The following is a 16914-nucleotide window of genomic DNA, read 5'->3' on the forward strand; positions in this document are numbered from 1 at the left end:
CGGGCTCCGACGCTTACGGGATGAGTCGCTGATCGCGGAGGTCCTGGAAGATCCGGAGGAACATCGCCTCAGTCTCGACGTACTCGTGGAACCCGGCCCGGCGCGACTTCGACGTGTCGGCGATGACGTCGTAGTCCCACGCGAAGACGAAGTCACCGAACGCCCACGACGACACTTCTACGTAGCTGGTGGGCGCGAGGCCGTGCCGCTCGACCATCGTGTTCCACAGGGCCTCCTTGTCGGCCATCACCTCGGCGAGGCTCATCTCGAGTGGCGGCGCGACGTCGAGGTCGAAGAAGGCGGCGATCTTCGGCCACATCGACGACCACCGGAACAGGTCGCCGTTCGTGATGTTGAACGCCTCGTTGCGTCCGGCCTCGTGCGTCGCGGCCCACACCGTGGCCTTCGCGAGGAGATCGGCATCGGTCATCTCGATCAGGCTCGTGTACGCGCCGGGCTTACCGGGGAATCGCAGCGGGATGCCCAGTTCCTTGCTCATGGACGCGTAGACGGCGATGACCATCGCCAGGTTCATCGGGTTGCCCAGTCCGATCCCGGCGACGACCGACGGCCGCAACGCCGACCATGACCAGGCCGCCCCGAGCTGTCGGCGCTCGAGGAACTGCTGCTGGTCGACGTTGAACTCCGGCGGCATGTGCGGCGGGTCGGACTCCTTCGCGGGTGTCGCGAAGGGCCCCAGATGTGCGCCGTAGACCTTGTAGCCCTGCATCAGACTGATGTGTTCGAGGCCCGGCGCGACGGGTTCGACGGCATCGACGACGTTGGTGAGCATCGCGAGGTTCGGCTCGACGAGCTCGGCCCAGCTGGGGCGGTCCTGATAGGCGGCGTAGAACAGGTGTGTCACCTCCGACAAACCCTGCAACTGGTGGATGGTCGCGTCGCGGTCGAGCAGGTCCACCGCGAGGTGCCTGACGGATCCCCGGTCGGTACCGCCGCGGCGGGACAGCCCGATCACGTCCCAGCCGAGCCCCTCGAGGTGGGTGATCAGGTTCCCGCCGATCACTCCGCGGGCTCCGACCACCAGTGCTGTGTGTTGCGTCATGACATCTCCATCGTTAGATCGCGATTTACCGATCCACAGTGTTGCACAACATCGTGGAATCGCGATATTGCGATATGGTCGACGTATGACGAACGCTGACGACTTGGACCTGGTGGCGATCTTCAAAGCGCTCGGCCATCCGACTCGCCTCGCGATCCTCGGGTGGTTGAAGGATCCTGAGTCGTTCCCGCCGCAGGATCAGCCGGCGGCCGAGGTCGGCGTATGCCTCAAGCACATCCAGGCGAGGGCCGAGGTGTCACAGTCGACCGCCTCGCAGTTCATGGCGACACTTCAGCGTGCCGGCCTCGTGACGTGCACCCGGATCGGCCAGTGGTCGCACTATCAGCGCGACGAGGCTGCGATCGAAGCGCTCGGTCGGCGGCTGTCCCTCGACCTCTGATCGCCGAGACGGCGTGCCGCCAGCTGTCTCCGGAGCTCATGGCCCATCACCGAGCTCTCGCTGGAGTGTGCGGGGTAGGCCTTGACCTTGCACCGGGGTGCAGGGTCGACAGTGAGGATATGACTTCCTCGATCGTGCGTCGCACCGTGCGCCTGTCCGCCCTCTACGACCTCGTCGTCACCGCCGGGTTCGCCCTGCCTTTCACCGCACCGACGCTGTTCGCCGGATTGGGCGTCATCCACTCCGCACTGGCACTTCCCGGGGTCGTTCCCGACCCTGGAGACGTGTTCGCGGTGATGTTCGCCAACCTCATGGGTTCGCTCGTGGTGGTCTGGTCGGCCTTCCGCCTGGTGCGCCCGACGTGGGCGGCCGGTGTGGCCGACACAGCCGGGAGGTTGCTCTTCTCGCTCGGCATGGGGGCCGCGTTGCTGCATGGCGCTTCACTGCTGGTCCTCGGGATGCTCGTGTTCGAGCTGCTGTGGGCGGTCGTCCAGTGCGGCGTCATGCTGTCGGCTCGTCGGGCGGCCTTGGCCTAGGGTCGGCTTGTGCGTATCGCTGAGCTGGCCCGGCTGGCCAAGGTGAAGGTGTCCACCGTCCGGTTCTACGAACGGTCCGGTGTGCTCGCCGAGCCCGAACGGACCACCGGCGGTTATCGCGACTATCGGGAGACCGATGTCGTCCGCCTCCGGTTCCTCCGTCGCGGCCAGGAGCTCGGGTTCACGCTGGCGGAGCTCCACGACTTCGACCGGCTGTCTCAAGCGGCGCGGAGCGGCGGCGCTTCCGCCGGTGACGTCGCCGCCGCGGCCGCGCAGAAGCTGCAGGAGATCGACGAGAAGGTCGCCGACCTGCAACGGACGCGTTCCGCCATCTCGGATCTGCTCGATGCCCAGTGCGTCGATCCGTCGGTGCCCTGCCCGATCGTCAGTGCCCTCGCCGGTGTGGTGGAGGCTGAGTCGTCCTGATGGGGTCGCCGCGGAGCTCCCGCCGCCCTCATCCAACGCCACCGCGACCTCGAGCGCAGTGAGCTCGACGTTGGTTGTTTCCTTTGGGGAAACACTGTGATAGTTTCTTCAGACGCAACGACTGGAGGTCGATCATGGATCATGAAGACGCACAGGACCGCTTGAACCAGGCACGAGACGCCTCGCGCCGCTCCGCACGCCAGGGAGCGCTCACCACCGCCATCCTCACCGCGGTACTCATCATCGCGCTCGGGGTCGTCGTCGACCTCGACATGGTCTGGCTGCTCGGACTCGTCGCCATTGGGTTCGTCGCCCTGTCCCTCGCGCGCCCGGTGAAGCTCCGCCTCGACTGGTCGGACCGGACCGGCGTGCTGCTGCTCACCGCGAGCGGTGTGGCGGTCGCCGTGGGCTACGTCGTGACCCAGTGGATCGCCCGTTCCGCCGGCGTCTCCGTACCGAACACGGTGTCCGCGGTCGTCGCAGCCGTCGTCGTGTTCGCCGCCTGTCTGCCCGCACTGGTGCGCCTCGCGAACGGCTCCACGCCGCTCCGCGGACGGTCGGGGTCGCGCGATGCCTGACGACGATGGAGCCGAGGACGCCGCGGTCAGCCGCCGGGCGCTGAACCCGCTCTTCCACGAGCCTGCCCGCCTCGCCCTGCTGTCCGCACTCGCGCCCGCCGAGTACACCGACTTCGCCTCGCTCCTGCGCATCACCGGCGTCAGCAAGTCGGCGCTCTCGAAGCACCTCTCGGCGCTCGCCGACGCCGGGGTGATCGAGGTCGGGAAGAGCGACACGGACCGCCGCGGCCGCCGCATCGCACTCACGACGGAGGGGCGAGTCGCCTTCGAGTCCTACCTCGACGCCCTCGACGCCATCGTGCAGCGGGCGCGTCGGTGACGCGGGGTCTTCCAGCGGCGAGCGGCGCTCATGGCTCGGCACCGGACTTCCGACGGACGTCGCAACGAGGCGTGACCCGCCCGACCTACGGTGGAAGCAGACCATCAGAAGGGGGCGCGATGCGAGCGACACCTGCTGGAGAGCGCCTGTTGATCGGGATCGTGGGCGGCTCCCTCGGTGGCCTGTTCGCGGCTTCCCTCCTCACGCGTCGCGGACATCGCGTGACGGTCTTCGAGCGGTCCAGGACCGGGCTCGAACGCCGCGGCGCGGGGCTCGTCGCCCAGCAGGAGCTCTACGACCTGCTGCACGCGGTGGGCCGTGACGCCGAGGCCCGCGTCGGCGTGGTCGCCACCGATCGCATCACCCTCGCTCGAGACGGCCGGGTCCTGACGAGCGACCCCACACCGCAGATCCAAGTCTCCTGGGACCACACCTACTCGGTCTTCCGCAGCCTCGTCCCGCCCGAGGGGTACCGGCTCGGACAGGCGGTCGCCACCGTGCACGACCGCGACGAGGGTGCCACCGTCGAGACGGCGACGGGAGAGCTGCACGCGTTCGACCTCGTCGTCGGCGCCGACGGACTCCGTTCCGTCACCAGGCATGTCGTCGCCCCCGACGACGACCGCAACCGGTACGCCGGGTACATCACCTGGCGCGGCCTCATTCCCGAAGCCGAGCTCCCAGCCGCCGCCGCACGCACCTTGCTCGGACGTTTCGCCTTCTACTCCGGTCCCGGGGTGCACATGCTCGGGTACCTCGTCCCCGGCGCGGACGGGGAGACCGAGCCCGGCGCACGCCGCTACAGCTGGGTCTGGTATCGCAGCATGTCCGAGCACGAACTCGCCGACCTCATGCGGCTGACGCACCGGCCGGCCGGGAGCTCCTCGACCGCGCCCGGCGACCTGCCGAGCGAGCTCCGCGAACAACTCCTCGCCGAGGCGGAGCAGCTCCTCCCACCGCCGTTCGCCGCAGCGGTGGCAGCCGAGCCGCGCCCATTCATGCAGGCGATCTACGACTACGTGCCGCCGCGCATGACGAGCGGTCGCATCGTGCTTCTCGGAGACGCTGCAGCCGTGGTCCGCCCGCACACCGCCAGGGGAGCCGCCAAAGCGGCCGGCGATGCACTCGCGCTCGCAGCGGGCCTGGACCTGGGGCTCGGTGTCGAGGCGGCGCTCGCGCAGTACGAGGCCGAACGACTCCCGGTCGCGCGGGCGATCAGCGACTATGGACGTCGCATCGCTCGTTCCCTGCAGCTCTGACCGCACATTCATCAGGAGGAGAACACCATGGACGACGTCGAGCAGTACATCAAGCCGGACGTCCCGCCGTCCGGGCCCGGTTGCGTCGAGTGCGAGGCGACCGACAGCTGGTGGCTGCATCTCCGCCGCTGCACGTTCTGCGGGCACATCGGATGCTGCGACGACTCGCTGAACAAGCACGCGACGAAGCACGCGACCACCACCGGCCATCGCGTGATCCGCAGCTACGAGCCGGGTGAGGACTGGTTCTACGACTACGGCACGGAGGAGTCGTTCGTCGGTCCGACCCTCGCGCCCCCGCTCAGTCACCCACGCTCGCAGACGGTCCCCGGGCCGCACGATCGTGTCCCCGCCCAGTGGGAACGACTCCTCGGTTCATGACCGTCGTCGGGGAGGTGGCGATCGCGCCACTGCTCGTGTTCGAGCGGTCCTTCGGTCGCGAGGCCTTCGCGATCCGCGACTACCTCACCCGCAGCGGTGTCCCGTTCCAGACGGTGGTCGTCGAGACGGACGAGGACTGTCGGGCGCAGCTCGGTTCGGGGCTGGCGGAGGCCCGGCTCCCCGTCGTCGCCTTCCCCGACGGCACCCGGCTCGCCGATCCGACGCCCGCGCAGATCGCCGAACACTTCGGCTGGATCAAGCGACCGCAGCGCAGCGAGTACGACGTGCTCGTCTACGGCGCCGGACCGGCCGGGCTTTCGGCCGCGGTCTATGCGGCGTCCGAGGGACTCGATGTCGCCGTGGTCGAACGGGACGCCGTCGGCGGTCAGGCCGGTTCCAGCAGTCTCATCGAGAACTACCTCGGCTTCGCGCACGGCATCTCCGGCGCAGAGCTTGCCGAGCAGGCGCGACGACAGGCGATCGCGTTCGGCGCCGAACTGCTCGTCATGCGCCACAGCCTGAGCCGGAGCTTCGGCGACCATCACATGCAGGCCGAGCTCGCGGACGGCTCGCGACTTTCTGCGCGGGCGGTCGTCTGTGCGACGGGGGTGCAGTGGCGTCGCCTCGGCTTGCCGAAGGAGGACGAGCTGGAGGGCTCCGGCGTCTACTACGGCGCCGGCACGAGCGAGGCGTCCTCGTGCGTCGGCGAGCACGTCTACATCGTGGGTGGCGCGAACTCGGCGGGCCAGGCGGCGATGAACCTCGCCGCGCACGCTGAGCGGGTCACCGTCCTCGTCCGCGGCCCCTCCCTCTCGTCGACGATGTCGACCTACCTCCTGCGCCGCTTGCTCGTGGCCCCCAATGTCGAGATCCTCGTGGACACGACGGTCACCGCACTCCACGGCGAGGACCGCCTGCAGTCACTGACCGTCGACTCGGCCGGGGCGACGACCGACGTGCCTGCGTCGCGCCTGTTCATCTGCATCGGCGGGAGCCCCAACACCGCCTGGGCCAGCGACTCCGCGGTCGCACTGGACCCTCGCGGCTTCCTGCTCACCGGAGGCGACCTGCTGCCGGAGCACCTGTCGGCGTGGCCGCTCCGCCGTCAGCCCCTGCACCTCGAGACGAACCAGCCAGGCGTGTTCGCCGCCGGTGACGTCCGCGCCAACTCCATCAAGCGGGTCGCGTCGGCCGTCGGCGAGGGTGCGATGGCGGTCTCCCTCGTCCATCGCTACCTCGCCGAGACGTTCGGGTAGGCCGAAGCCGACACCGCCCGTTCAGTGGCAGCCGGGCCCGGTCAGGGGCGTCCGGCCGCTCGCCGGGTCATCGCGACACCGGCGAGCACCGTCGTCACCAGCACGAGCGAGACGAAGATCAGCAACACGTCGATCTCCGGTGCGAAGGTGAGGGCGAAGCCGATGGCCAGCACCGGGAGGGCGAGGCCGCAGTAGGCGATCAGGAACACGAGCGACAGCGTCTCGCCCCGGCGGGCGGGGTCGGCGAGCGATCCGGCGGTCGCGATCGCCGACTTGAACAGGACGCCGACACCGAGTCCGGCGATGACACCGCCGACGAGGAAGACCCCCAGCTGCGGCAGGACCGCCCCCGCGGCGACCGCGGCGAGTCCGACACCGCAGCTGACCGTCGCGATCAGGAGCTGGCGCTGCAGCGGGAGTCGGGCGAGCAGCACCTGACCGAGCGCGGCGGCTCCGAACACCGAGAAGGTCGTCACACCGGCGAGCAGGTGGTCGGGTGCGTCGAAGGTGCCGATGAGGATGGTGGGCGCGAGCGAGGTGAACAGTCCGAGCAGCGCGAAGCCGGCGAAGGCCCCGAACCCCGCGGCGATGAACGCCCCTCGCGACGACGCAGGGACCGCGAGGCGCTGTGGTCGGTAGCGCCTCCGTGGCTCGCTCTGCTCGACGGTCTCGGGCACGGAGACCATGACGATCGCGGCGATGACGAGCGCGACGAGGAACACCGCGTGCGGGAGCACGAGCGGGTTCGGAAGGAACTCGGCGAAGAGTCCACCGATGAGCGGTCCGAGAGCGAGACCGCCCAGATTGCTGGCCCCGGCGACCGATGCCGCGACGATCGAGTTCTCGTCGGGCCGGGCGACCGCGCGCAGCTCGCCGAGGTGAGCGGTCGCCGTCGCGGTGAGCACGCCGATGCTGACGCCGTTGACGACGCGCGCGACGATCAACCCCTCCACGCTGCTCCAGAGGAGGAACAGCACTGCGGAGAGCGCCGAGATCAGGATCGCGATGAGCAGCATCCGCCGCCGCCCGACCCAGTCGCTGATGTGGCCGACGAAGAAGAGGCTGAACACGACGCCGACGGCGTAGGCGGCGAAGATGACGGTGATCGTCGAGACGGGGAACCCGTCCCTCGCCTGGTACAGCGCGTACAGCGGCGTCGGGACGGTCGAGTAGGCCATCACCAGCAGGAACGTGGTCGCGACGATCCAGAACCCGGCACCGTGGGAGACGCGGGATCGGGTCGAAACGGGGGAGGTCGTCATCGGGTCGCTCGGCTCTCGGTCGGTGTCGACGTCAGGGCAGGATCGAGTCGACGTAGCCGCCGTCGACCCGGAGCGCGCCGCCGGTGGTGCCGGACGCGAGCGGTGAGGCGAGGTACACCACGAGGTTCGCGATCTCGATGGGCTCGAGAAGGCGGCCGATCAGTGACTGCGGGCGGTGCAGCCGCATGAACTCCCGCTGGGCGTCGTCCCACTCGAGCTCATCGCCGACGAGTTGCCGGACGAAGGTCTCCACGCCCGGCGTGTGGGTGGGGCCGGCGATCACCGAGTTCACCGTCACGCCCGTCCCGGCGGCGGCCTTCGCGAAGCCGCGGCTCACCGCGAGGAGTGCGGTCTTCGACATGCCGTAGTGGATCATCTCCTCGGGGATGACCACGGCGGAGTCGCTGGCGATGTTGACGACACGACCCCAGCCGCGTCCGGACATGCCGGGGAGCAGGAGCCGGGTGAGGCGAGCGGCCGACAGCACGTTGACCTCGAACATCGTCCGCCACTGCTCGTCGGTGATGTCCAGCGGCGGTACGGCCTCGAAGACACCGAGGTTGTTGACGAGGATGTCGACCTGGCCGGCCTCGGCGACGAGCCGCTCAGCTCCCTCCCGGGTGGTCGCGTCGGCCGTGATCCCGCGCACCGACTCCACCGATTCGGTGTCGAGCGAGAGGACGGCGGCCTCGAGGCGGTCGGCGTCGCGGCCGTTGACGATGACATCCGCCCCCGCCTCGACGAGCCGCGCGGCGATGGCATAACCGATCCCGCTCGTCGAGCCGGTCACCAGCGCGGTGCGGTGGGTGAGGTCGAGGGGGATGGTCCCCGCGCGTTCGAGTCGCATGAGCGGATCTCCTTGGGCATCGTGGAGTGGATGGGCCGGATCCCAGGCGGCGGCCCGGTCCGACCGAGGCTACGCCGACGTCGGGCCGGAGTCTTCGGACGTTCGTCGGCGGCAGGTGCGACAGAAGTCGAATCTGACGTTGGCCGGGGCGCTCTCGTCGGGCAGGATGTGGGGATGAGCCCGCCCCAGCAGGTGCCAGGACCGCAGCCCACCCTCGGAAAGCCCGCGCGACGACGCCGCGTCGGGATCTTCCTGTTCGACCAGGTGAAGACGCTCGACTTCGTCGGCCCGGCCGAGGTGTTCACCGAGGCGAACCAGCGGGTCGACGGCTACGACGTCCGGTTCTTCTCCCACGACGGCCAGGACGTCGTCACCTCGATGGGACTCCGGGTCGGCGTGGACGCCGCAGCAGCCGACAGCGGACCGCTCGACCTCGTGATCGTCCCGGGGAGCGAGTCCGCACCACAGGTGTACCGCCCGGAGGAGGTGCAGGCAGCGGTCCGGCTCCTCGCGGCCCGAGCCGAGCGTGTGGCATCGATCTGCAGCGGGGCGTTCGCCCTGGCGATCACCGGGCTCCTCGACGGCAAGTCGGCGACGACCCACTGGAAGTTCACCGGCGCGCTCGCCACCACCTACCCTTCCGTCGACGTCCGTCCCGACTCGATCTTCGTCCGTGACGGCGACACCTACTCCTCGGCCGGGGTCGCCGCCGGGATCGACCTCGCGCTCGCGATCGTCGAGGAGGACCACGGAGCGGACGTCGCGCGCTCCATCGCGCAGTTGCTGCTCGTCTACATGCGCAGGTCCGGTGGGCAGTCGCAGTTCTCCGCCTCCGTCCGCGCGAAGCCGGCGCGGACGTCCGTCGCGAAAGCCGTCGCGGACTACATCCACGGCGATCCGACCCGGGCGGGCTCGTTGGCCGACATCGCCGCTCACGCGAACGTCGGCGTACGTCACCTCAACCGCGTCATCAAGGACGAACTCGGCATGACGCCGATCCAGTACGTCGGTTCCATCCGACTCGATCTGGCACTCGGCCTGCTCGAAGCGGGCGACCCGGTGGGAGAGGTCGCCGCCGCAGCCGGGTACCCCAGCCCGATCGCCTTCCGCCGCGCCTTCGCCGCACGCTACAACACCACGCCCTCCGCCTACCAGCGCCGCTTCCGCACCACCGGTGCCGGGACCTACCCGGGCCGGTCGGAGCCACCGCGGCCGGCATCCACGGAAGCCGCGCTCCCGCACTAACGGATCGCGACGGCAGCCTCTGGCGTCACCACGCGGAAGCTGAAACTCTCCTCCAGATAGAGGCTCACCGACTCGGCCGAGTGCGTCGCGTACCCGAGGGCGATGTCCTGACCGGATTCGAACAGGAAGTCGCCGCCGCGTCGGCTGAGGACGACGGCTCCCTCGATGCCGGGCGTCCAGACGATCTCCCCGCCGAGGATCGCCTCGATGTGCGAGGACAGCCGCGCACCACCGCTGTCGTTGCCGCCCGTGACCGACACCCAGCCCGGTGCGTCGACGGCCAACGCGTAGGGGCCGCCGACCCCGGCCCGCGCGAGCGTCTCGACCGCCGTGGCGACCACCTGTGCGAACCGCGTCGGGTCGTCGTCCCGCGTCAACAGTGGGTGCGGCGAGGCAGCTGTCGCACCCGTGTACCCGGCCGCGGACCAGCCGGACAGGATCGCCGCGTTCTCCACCGTGGACAAGCGGGTGACCGCGTCGTCGAGCGGGGAGAGGTCCACGTCGAGTGCGCCTCGGGCCGCGCTGTCCAGCTCGCTGCGCACCAGCGCGAAGTCGGCACGCACCTCCGTCAGGGGAAGCACCGTGCGCTGTCGGGCGATCACCCCGTCCATCGGGGCGTCGACGACGGCGCCCACACGGCCGATGTCGGTGCTGGAGTGCTCCCAACCCAGCGGGCCGGCGAAATCGACCACGCGTCGGCCGCCGAGCACCGGGGTGAGGCGCGCACGGGCCTCGTCGTCGAGCATCTGCCAGGTGTCATCGGTGATCGGTGCGAGGTGTCGGAAGAGATGGTTGTTCATGATCACGTCCTTTCGGGAGCGGTGCGGAGCGAGCCGAGACCGAGGGAACCGTCGGCGGTCGAGGGCGGCGTGGCAGGGACGACGGCGCTCGCCGGATCAGCGGGGCCGGACTGGGCCGGATCGTCGTCCATCGCCTCGAGGAAGGCGGCGCTCGGAGCGAAGAACACGGAGCCGGTCTGGGCCGTCGAGAAGTCGAGGAGTCGGTCGTGGAGTCCCGGTGGGTCACCGATGAACATGCGCTCGAGCATCCGCTCGATGACCCAGAGTCGTCGGGCGTACCCGATGAAGTAGGTGCCGAACTCGCCGCCGGCCGGGCTCCCGAACGGCATGTTGTCGCGGAGGATGTCGTGCTCGGCACCGTCGACGACGATCGTGGACAGGGTCTTGTGCGACTTCTGGCCGGTCTCCGCATCGTCGAGCTCGACGTTGTCGGCCTTCGTGCGGCCGATGATCGCCTCCTGCTGTTCCGTCGTGAGCGCGCGCCAGCGGTCGAGCGGATGCGTGTACTTCTGCACCACGACGTAGCTGCCACCGGCGAAGGCCGGGTCCTCGTCACCGACGAGCGTGGCGTCGGGAAGGTCCTGGCCGACGGGGTTCGCCGTGCCGTCGACGAACCCGAGCAGGTCGCGGACGTCGAAGTACCGGAAGCCGACCGTCTCGTCCACGACCTCCACGGCGTCGCCGAGCAGGTCCAGGAGCTGCCGCTCGAACTCGAAGCACAGGTCGCGTCTCGCAGCACGGATGTGGAGCAGGACGTCGCCGGGCGTGGAGGGTGCGGTGTGCCGGTCGCCGACGACCGCGGGGAAGACATGGAGCTCCCTCGGCGCGGGACCGCGGGTGAGCTCGCCCCAGACGCGCGCGCCGATCCCGACGGTGCAGGACAGGGCGGCGTCGAGGTCGCGGAAGGCGACGTTCTTCAGGACGTCGGCGACACCCGCCAGGGTGCTGCGGACGGTGTCGATCGCGCCGGCAGCGTCGCGCACGGTGAGCACGAGGAAGACGGCGGTCCCGCTGAGCGGCGCGTCCACGGCCTGAGGCTCGATCGGGACGCGTCGCGCTGAACTGGTCACGTCGCCCTCCTACTCGGTGCCCGCGGACTGCGGGTGCAGCTGCCGCACCGGGGCGACGGCACGGGTCTCCGGAACACGTCGGCGTCGGCTGGACGCGGACGACCGCTCCGACGCGGCGGGGACGTCGTTCCAGAGGCGGAGCAGCTTCAGCGACAGGTGCAGGGTGCTCCGCTTCAAGCCGTCGGCCAGCGCGTCGCGCACGACCTCCGGCATGGTGTCGAGCCGGTAGTAGAGCGTCGTGCGGTGGATGTGGAGCCGCTCGCACGCGACGACGACGTTGCATCCGGCGTCGAGGTAGGTCTCCACCGTCTCCCGACGCACGGGATCGGCGTGCCAGAGCTCGTCGGCCGCCGGCGACGCCGAGGTCACGAGCTGCGGCCCGCCGCCGATCGCGTGCAGGAGTCGCCACCCGCCGAGATCCTCCGCGCGGGTCGACCCGAGAGCGTCCCCGACCTGACCGACGATCTCGGCCGCGGTGCGGGCCTCGTCGACGACGCCGAGCAGGTCGTCCTCGTCCGCATGCAGCACGGCCGAACCGATCGCGGAGATGCCGACACCGGCCGGCGCGACGGAGCGGACCCACTCGTCGACGGGCGAGGCGGCGCGTCGTTCGGAGGTCACGAGGACGAAACCGCCGACATGATCGAGGACGAGCGTGTGGTCACGGCCGTCGTGACGCAGGGCCCGCGCATACTCGTCCCGCTCCATCGTGCTCGTGGTCCCGAGCAGCACCGAACGCACGACCACCTCACCGTAGGAGTCGAGCCAGCGCCTCGCACGCGCGGTCCTGAGCGCGTGGCGCCGCCGATCGCGGTGGTCGCTGAGCATGTCGATGAGGACGAACGCCCGGTCGTCCGAGATGGACCAGGAGCCCTCGGCCGGTTCGATCGTGCTGCGTTCGCTGTTCATCGGTGCCTCCGCGCGGTTGAACGAGTGGTGTCCCGCTCAAGCTAGGACGGATGGCCCTGGGCGAGCGTGGCCCGCCGAGAGCCACCCTGCCCGGATCACGGACGCAGCGGCGTGATCCCCTGCGCTTCCCGGGGGAAGGTCGCCAGGGTCGTCTCGTCGATGTTCAGGTGGGCGGCGACGAGCGACGGCGGCACGTGCGCCAACCAGTTCGCGAGGGAGACCTCCTCGTAGCGGTCCGTGCGGAACACCTCGAGGAACTGGAGCACGTCGTCGCCGGTGTTCTCCACGTAGTGTCCGAGGTTCTTCTTCACGACGCCGATGTCGCCGGGGCGGAAGTCGGTCGTGTTCGCGTGGGGACCGGTGTTGAACACGGTCATGCGTGCTGAGCCGCGCAGGTAGTACTGCCACTCGTCGGCGTTGGGGTGCCAGTGCAGCTCGCGCATCGACCCGGGTTCCACCGTCACGAGCGCTGCGGCGACCGACTGTGACAGTGGGAAGTTGGTGCTGTCCGCGATCTGGATGCTCCCGCCGCTGTTCCGGTGGAGTGGCTTGGACCGCGACAGTCGGAAGATGATCGGTTCCGAGGCTCCCCACTCGACACCGGCGTCCTCCTGGTCCTTCGCCAGCGGGCCCGGCTCGTCGCCCGGGAAGATCCAGAGGTTGTGGAGCGGGATGTCCGCGAAGGTCTCCTGGGCCACCCCGAAGTTCTTCGCCAGCACGTCCGGCGGCGTGTGGGCGAACCAGTCGGTGAGGAGCAGGGTGTTGGACTCCGACTGGTCGCCGTCGTCGAACGCGAGCACGAATTCGGCGCCGTCGGGACCCAGCCCTTGGAGGGAGTGCGGCGTTCCGGCGGGGAAGAACCACAGATCGCCTTCCTCGACGTCCTCGACGCTGGGCATCCCGGATCGGCTGAGGGTGGTGACCCGGCACCTGCCACGGGTCATGACGGCCCACTCGGCCGTCTGGTGCCAGTGGAGCTCGCGGATGCCGCCTGACTCGAGGTACATGTTCACGCCGGCGATCTCGTCGGAGATCGCGAAGTCCTGCTTCGTCACCTCGCGCGCCCACCCACCGTCCTGCACACGGCGGGGTGAGATGTTGAACGACGACCAGAAGAACGCCTGCGTACTGATGTCGGTTCCCGGAGCGTCGATCTGGTTCGGGAACTGGCTCGCGACTGCCGGGTTCTGCGGGCCGGTCATCTGCGTGCTCTGCGGGTGGCGGAGGGTGTTCACCTCGCCCTCCGGCGGGAGGTCCGGGTTGCCCAGACTCGGGGTCTCGTGGTGCGGGACGGTGTCGTCCGTCGAATCCATGGTGTTCCTCCTCGCTGCGCCGCGCTGCGGCCTGGATCGTCTCCAGCCCAGCAGGGACGGTGTGACAACCCTTCCGACGGATGACGAGATCGTGCCCGGCGGTGGTCGGATCGTGGCGGCCCGCTCGTCAGGTTCGATCGGGGGACTGCCCGGCGAGGACCGCGAGCAGCTGTGCCGAAGCCTCGTCGCACGCTCGCCAGATCACGAGACTCAAGCCGAAGTGCTCGGGGACCTCCAGCTGGAGGTAGCGCAGCTCGAGACGCCCGAGATCCGGGCGGTCGAAGGTGAACGTCTCGGCCGCATCGGGTCGGAGGCCTGGTCCCAGCCCGGTCCAGGCCTCGGCGAAGCGGCTGTTCCCGGAGCGGAGCTCGTCCACGAGGTCCTCGAAGACTTCGTCCCACTCGTGGGTGCCGAGCGACCTCCGGAGCTCGCCCACCACATGTTCGGTGACGAGGCCGGGATCGGGACTCGCCTGGAGTATCTCCGGGCGGAGGAAGGTCGAGCGCAACAGGTTGGCTCCTGGCCGGAAGGCCTGCGACAGCGCCTGAGCGAGGCGGTTGGCGTGCAGCACCGTGAAGTGGCGGTCGTGGACGAACGCGGGGACGGCCGACCAGGAGTCGACGAGATCGACCAGGTCCCGAGGGAGCCGATCGGCGGGTCCGAGCTCAACCATGCGACCACGATAGTGACGTCGGGCAGCGACCGGGTGGGACGCGCAGGGTCAGGCTCAGCAAGCGACCGATGGTCGGTCGACATGTCCAGAAACGACCCATGATCGGCCGCGGAAGGGTGCATGCATCCGAGCGTGCTGCGGAAGGATTGGCGTCGATCCCACTCGCTCTCCGGAGGACGCGGCGATGTCACCAACTCGGCTGTCGAATGCTCTCGGCGAGTTCCTCCGCGCGCGCCGGGAGTTCGTGCGGCCAGAGCAGGTCGGCATCGGCGCCGATGCCTCCCGGCGGGTGCCGGGCCTGCGCCGCGAAGAGGTCGCGCATCTTGCGAGCATCAGCCCCGAGTACTACCTGCGGATCGAGCAGGGTCGTGTGCGGCGGCCGTCGGAGCAGGTCCTCCTCGGCCTCGCCCGTGCCCTGCTGCTGGACGACAGTGGACGCCGATACCTGCTCCGCTTGGCGAGTCCGAGGCCGTTCATGCGCGCGGTCGACGACCGGTCGACGCAACTCGACGACCGGGTCGCCCGGCTCCTCGCGCACTGGTCCGGTACGCCCGCGTATGTGAGCGACGACAATCAGTACGTCGTCGCCGCGAACGCGCTCGCGCGGGCGTGGGTGCCGCAGGGCATGCTCGACCCCGGGGTCAACCTGCTCGTCTCGGCCTTCGAGCAGTACGCCGACTTCCGAGGCACCACGTCGCCCGACGCACCGGAGTACGACCGCATGCACCGGGAGTGGGAGGGGACCCTCCGCGACCTCACCGCCCCCCTCCGCTACTACGGCCGACCGGACGATCCGCGCCTCCAGGAGATCGTCGGGATGCTCTCGGCACGGCACCCCGTGTTCCGGACGATCTGGGCGGAACACCTCGTCAAACCGCAGATGTCCCGGCGGACGCGCACGTTCATCGAGCCCCTCGGCTGGGTCGACTTCCGGTCGCAGACCTTCGAGGTCCCGCACACGGACCAGTTCCTCACCGTGTTCTTCGACGAGCCAGGCTCAGCTGCTGCGGCGGCGATCGCCTACCTCGCAGCCCGGGACGCGCTTCAGCGGGAGGGCACCGGATCGCTCGACGTGGAGGGCTCGTCCGGCGAGACCGCCTCGGACAGCCGCTTCAGCCGCGCCCGGGACGATGCTCCCGACGGGACGAAGACCAACAGCAGATCGCCCTCGGGCCCGGGCGCGTTCAAGACGTTGTAGACCATGCGGACCTCCCCGGCCGGCGTGGGGAAGACGATGGGCCCCGACGTCCCTGAGTGCCCGTCGCCCGAGGCCCAGGTCTGGGCGAAGTCGCGCGACTTCGCGGAGAGTTCGCCGATGATCCGAGCCGCGGGACGATCCGCGTCGTGCTCCTCGATCGACCGCTTGAGGAGCTCCGCGGTGGTCTCCGACATCCGGGTCCACAGCGGATCGCCGACGACCCGGTCGGGGGAGAGGAACGCGAAGCGCGCCAGGTTGACGCCGGTGTGGAACGCCGGCGTCAAGCGTGCCGCCGCCGGATTCGCCTCGAGGACCTCCAGCGTGCGGTCGCAGAGGACCACGGGCACCTCTCGCCACGAGTCGATGAAGTCCCTGATCCGGTCCCGGCGCTCACGCACGCCCTCGTTCGCGATCATGGGTCCACGGTAGGCGCTGTGATCGCCGTCGGCTACCCCTCCGGTGCCCACGGCCCCACCGGCGTCGGCGTGCGCCAGGGGTCCCTCCGGATGGCGGTCAGTCGGCCCGGGCGGCGAGGTACGCGAGCACCGCGGCCCCTGGGGAGCCGCGCTCTGCGAAGACCGTCGTCAACTGATGACCGGGCCAGTCGGGGACGAGGAGGTGCTGATACTGCAGCTCGACGGTCCCGAAGTCGTCGATCGAGGCCCGAAGTGGACCGCCGGCGAGTGGACGGGCGTCATGGCGAGCCCACAGGCGGGCGAACAGCGGACTCCGGGCGGTGAGGTCCTCGACGATCGTCTGCAACCGAGGGCTGCTCGGATCGCTGCTGAAGCGGAGTGCTGCGACCACGGCCGGGGCGCTCACCTCCCACTCCGGAGCGATGGACCGCACCCGATCGTCGAAGTACCCGAGCACGTCGTTCCGCCCGACGTCGAGGAGGCCACCGCCGATGCGTCGCGCGAGCGCGTTCGACGCGACGATGTCCCGGTTGCCGTCGGTGATGTACGCCCCGGTGTCCGACCAGTGGTCGAGGAGTGTCGTGTCGGGGATGGATCGTCCGGCCGGTGCGGGCGTGCCGGTGTCCAACGGTCGGCGCTCGGCCGGGAACAGGTCGACGTCGTAGGCGAGCCGGAAGAGGTAGTCCACAGCGTGCTCGTCGAGTCGAAGGGCCCGACCGATGCCCGCCAGCACCTCCTCGGACGGGCGCTGATCCCGCCCCTGCTCGAGGCGGAGGTAGTAGTCGGCGCTGACGTCCGCGAGGGCTGCCACCTCGGTGCGTCGGAGTCCGGCGACCCGCCGCCCGTCCTCCGGGACGAACCCCGCGTCCTCCGGTCGGACCAGTCCTCGACGAGCCCTGAGGTAGTCGCCGAGCGCGGCCGCCCGCGTGATCCCGGTCTCCGATCCTCCCTGCGTCATGGCCC

At 69.8% G+C, this 16914-nt stretch carries 19 protein-coding genes and 1 pseudogene; 10 read left to right on the forward strand and 10 right to left on the reverse strand.

Translation table 11 applies throughout. From position 1 onward, the window contains the following. Positions 1-13: 13 nt before the first annotated feature. Positions 14-1063, reverse strand: coding sequence for an SDR family oxidoreductase (locus ITJ62_RS06175; RefSeq protein WP_194600106.1), 1050 nt, complete (start codon positions 1061-1063; stop codon positions 14-16). Positions 1064-1148: 85 nt separating this feature from the next. Here ITJ62_RS06175 and ITJ62_RS06180 point away from each other — a divergent pair, with 85 nt between their 5' ends. From ITJ62_RS06180 to ITJ62_RS06215, 8 genes are all read left to right on the forward strand, one after another. Next, a complete protein-coding gene (locus tag ITJ62_RS06180; RefSeq protein ID WP_191939878.1) occupies positions 1149-1463 on the forward strand; it encodes a helix-turn-helix transcriptional regulator in 315 nt (104 codons plus the stop codon). Between the two features lie 119 nt (positions 1464-1582). Further along, positions 1583-1999, forward strand: coding sequence for a hypothetical protein (locus ITJ62_RS06185; RefSeq protein ID WP_194600107.1), 417 nt, complete (start codon positions 1583-1585; stop codon positions 1997-1999). Positions 2000-2008: 9 nt separating this feature from the next. Beyond that, entirely contained in the window at positions 2009-2425 is a 417-nt protein-coding gene (locus tag ITJ62_RS06190; protein ID WP_159876348.1) for a MerR family transcriptional regulator, read from the forward strand. Positions 2426-2559: 134 nt separating this feature from the next. Then, positions 2560-3003, forward strand: coding sequence for a hypothetical protein (locus ITJ62_RS06195; RefSeq protein WP_194600109.1), 444 nt, complete (start codon positions 2560-2562; stop codon positions 3001-3003). Continuing rightward, positions 2996-3322 (forward strand): transcriptional regulator, encoded by a 327-nt coding sequence (locus tag ITJ62_RS06200; protein ID WP_194600111.1) that lies wholly within the window; start codon positions 2996-2998, stop codon positions 3320-3322. Before ITJ62_RS06195 ends, ITJ62_RS06200 begins: the two co-directional genes overlap by 8 nt. A 119-nt stretch (positions 3323-3441) precedes the next feature. Further along, positions 3442-4581, forward strand: coding sequence for an FAD-dependent monooxygenase (locus ITJ62_RS06205; RefSeq protein ID WP_194600113.1), 1140 nt, complete (start codon positions 3442-3444; stop codon positions 4579-4581). Positions 4582-4608: 27 nt separating this feature from the next. Next, a complete protein-coding gene (locus ITJ62_RS06210; protein WP_079704193.1) occupies positions 4609-4962 on the forward strand; it encodes a UBP-type zinc finger domain-containing protein in 354 nt (117 codons plus the stop codon). Further along, positions 4959-6218 (forward strand): FAD-dependent oxidoreductase, encoded by a 1260-nt coding sequence (locus ITJ62_RS06215; RefSeq protein WP_194600115.1) that lies wholly within the window; start codon positions 4959-4961, stop codon positions 6216-6218. The genes ITJ62_RS06210 and ITJ62_RS06215 overlap by 4 nt, the downstream gene beginning before the upstream one ends. A 41-nt stretch (positions 6219-6259) precedes the next feature. Here the strand turns inward: ITJ62_RS06215 and ITJ62_RS06220 are convergent, their stop codons facing one another. Both ITJ62_RS06220 and ITJ62_RS06225 read right to left on the reverse strand, forming a co-directional pair. After that, positions 6260-7480, reverse strand: coding sequence for an MFS transporter (locus ITJ62_RS06220; RefSeq protein ID WP_124767715.1), 1221 nt, complete (start codon positions 7478-7480; stop codon positions 6260-6262). A gap of 31 nt (positions 7481-7511) precedes the next feature. After that, a complete protein-coding gene (locus ITJ62_RS06225; protein WP_228497850.1) occupies positions 7512-8327 on the reverse strand; it encodes an SDR family NAD(P)-dependent oxidoreductase in 816 nt (271 codons plus the stop codon). 174 nt (positions 8328-8501) lie between these two features. On the opposite strand from ITJ62_RS06225, the gene ITJ62_RS06230 reads away from it, so the two are divergent. Continuing rightward, entirely contained in the window at positions 8502-9572 is a 1071-nt protein-coding gene (locus ITJ62_RS06230) for a GlxA family transcriptional regulator (protein ID WP_194600117.1), read from the forward strand. On the opposite strand, the gene ITJ62_RS06235 is transcribed toward ITJ62_RS06230, so the two are convergent. The 5 genes from ITJ62_RS06235 to ITJ62_RS06255 form a co-directional block, all read right to left on the reverse strand. Further along, positions 9569-10372, reverse strand: a complete 804-nt coding sequence (locus ITJ62_RS06235) for a family 1 encapsulin nanocompartment shell protein (protein WP_194600119.1) — start codon at positions 10370-10372, stop codon at positions 9569-9571. The two genes, ITJ62_RS06230 and ITJ62_RS06235, sit on opposite strands and share 4 nt — an antisense overlap. 2 nt (positions 10373-10374) lie before the next feature. After that, a complete protein-coding gene (locus tag ITJ62_RS06240) occupies positions 10375-11442 on the reverse strand; it encodes a Dyp-type peroxidase (protein WP_194600120.1) in 1068 nt (355 codons plus the stop codon). Between the two features lie 9 nt (positions 11443-11451). After that, entirely contained in the window at positions 11452-12351 is a 900-nt protein-coding gene (locus ITJ62_RS18960; RefSeq protein ID WP_228497852.1) for a helix-turn-helix domain-containing protein, read from the reverse strand. Positions 12352-12446: 95 nt separating this feature from the next. Continuing rightward, positions 12447-13664, reverse strand: a complete 1218-nt coding sequence (locus tag ITJ62_RS06250) for a cupin domain-containing protein (protein ID WP_194600122.1) — start codon at positions 13662-13664, stop codon at positions 12447-12449. A gap of 127 nt (positions 13665-13791) precedes the next feature. Then, entirely contained in the window at positions 13792-14337 is a 546-nt protein-coding gene (locus ITJ62_RS06255; RefSeq protein ID WP_194600124.1) for a hypothetical protein, read from the reverse strand. A gap of 184 nt (positions 14338-14521) precedes the next feature. Here ITJ62_RS06255 and ITJ62_RS06260 point away from each other — a divergent pair. Beyond that, a pseudogene (locus ITJ62_RS06260) lies at positions 14522-15343 on the forward strand (helix-turn-helix transcriptional regulator); the annotation flags it as partial. 38 nt (positions 15344-15381) lie between these two features. On the opposite strand, the gene ITJ62_RS18965 reads toward ITJ62_RS06260, so the two are convergent. Further along, a complete protein-coding gene (locus ITJ62_RS18965; RefSeq protein WP_370581848.1) occupies positions 15382-15951 on the reverse strand; it encodes a hypothetical protein in 570 nt (189 codons plus the stop codon). 97 nt (positions 15952-16048) lie between these two features. Further along, on the reverse strand, positions 16049-16909 hold the full coding sequence (locus tag ITJ62_RS06265; protein ID WP_194600127.1) for a helix-turn-helix transcriptional regulator: 861 nt from the start codon (positions 16907-16909) through the stop codon (positions 16049-16051). Between the last annotated feature and the right edge of the window lie 5 nt (positions 16910-16914).

Source organism: Plantibacter sp. VKM Ac-2876, from assembly GCF_015350715.1.
In the GTDB taxonomy this organism is placed as follows: domain Bacteria; phylum Actinomycetota; class Actinomycetes; order Actinomycetales; family Microbacteriaceae; genus Plantibacter; species Plantibacter auratus.

Excerpts from the sequence above, each read along its gene's own strand:
- ITJ62_RS18960 (WP_228497852.1), bottom strand. The coding sequence starts at position 12,351 with ATGAACAGCGAACGCAGCACGATCGAACCGGCCGAGGGCTCCTGGTCC.
- ITJ62_RS06205 (WP_194600113.1), top strand. The coding sequence starts at position 3,442 with ATGCGAGCGACACCTGCTGGAGAGCGCCTGTTGATCGGGATCGTGGGC.
- ITJ62_RS06255 (WP_194600124.1), bottom strand. The coding sequence starts at position 14,337 with ATGGTTGAGCTCGGACCCGCCGATCGGCTCCCTCGGGACCTGGTCGAT.
- ITJ62_RS06215 (WP_194600115.1), top strand. The coding sequence starts at position 4,959 with ATGACCGTCGTCGGGGAGGTGGCGATCGCGCCACTGCTCGTGTTCGAG.
- ITJ62_RS06265 (WP_194600127.1), bottom strand. The coding sequence starts at position 16,909 with ATGACGCAGGGAGGATCGGAGACCGGGATCACGCGGGCGGCCGCGCTC.
- ITJ62_RS06220 (WP_124767715.1), bottom strand. The coding sequence starts at position 7,480 with ATGACGACCTCCCCCGTTTCGACCCGATCCCGCGTCTCCCACGGTGCC.
- ITJ62_RS06230 (WP_194600117.1), top strand. The coding sequence starts at position 8,502 with ATGAGCCCGCCCCAGCAGGTGCCAGGACCGCAGCCCACCCTCGGAAAG.
- ITJ62_RS06200 (WP_194600111.1), top strand. The coding sequence starts at position 2,996 with ATGCCTGACGACGATGGAGCCGAGGACGCCGCGGTCAGCCGCCGGGCG.
- ITJ62_RS18965 (WP_370581848.1), bottom strand. The coding sequence starts at position 15,951 with ATGATCGCGAACGAGGGCGTGCGTGAGCGCCGGGACCGGATCAGGGAC.
- ITJ62_RS06225 (WP_228497850.1), bottom strand. The coding sequence starts at position 8,327 with ATGCGACTCGAACGCGCGGGGACCATCCCCCTCGACCTCACCCACCGC.
- ITJ62_RS06175 (WP_194600106.1), bottom strand. The coding sequence starts at position 1,063 with ATGACGCAACACACAGCACTGGTGGTCGGAGCCCGCGGAGTGATCGGC.
- ITJ62_RS06235 (WP_194600119.1), bottom strand. The coding sequence starts at position 10,372 with ATGAACAACCATCTCTTCCGACACCTCGCACCGATCACCGATGACACC.
- ITJ62_RS06180 (WP_191939878.1), top strand. The coding sequence starts at position 1,149 with ATGACGAACGCTGACGACTTGGACCTGGTGGCGATCTTCAAAGCGCTC.
- ITJ62_RS06185 (WP_194600107.1), top strand. The coding sequence starts at position 1,583 with ATGACTTCCTCGATCGTGCGTCGCACCGTGCGCCTGTCCGCCCTCTAC.
- ITJ62_RS06195 (WP_194600109.1), top strand. The coding sequence starts at position 2,560 with ATGGATCATGAAGACGCACAGGACCGCTTGAACCAGGCACGAGACGCC.
- ITJ62_RS06250 (WP_194600122.1), bottom strand. The coding sequence starts at position 13,664 with ATGGATTCGACGGACGACACCGTCCCGCACCACGAGACCCCGAGTCTG.
- ITJ62_RS06210 (WP_079704193.1), top strand. The coding sequence starts at position 4,609 with ATGGACGACGTCGAGCAGTACATCAAGCCGGACGTCCCGCCGTCCGGG.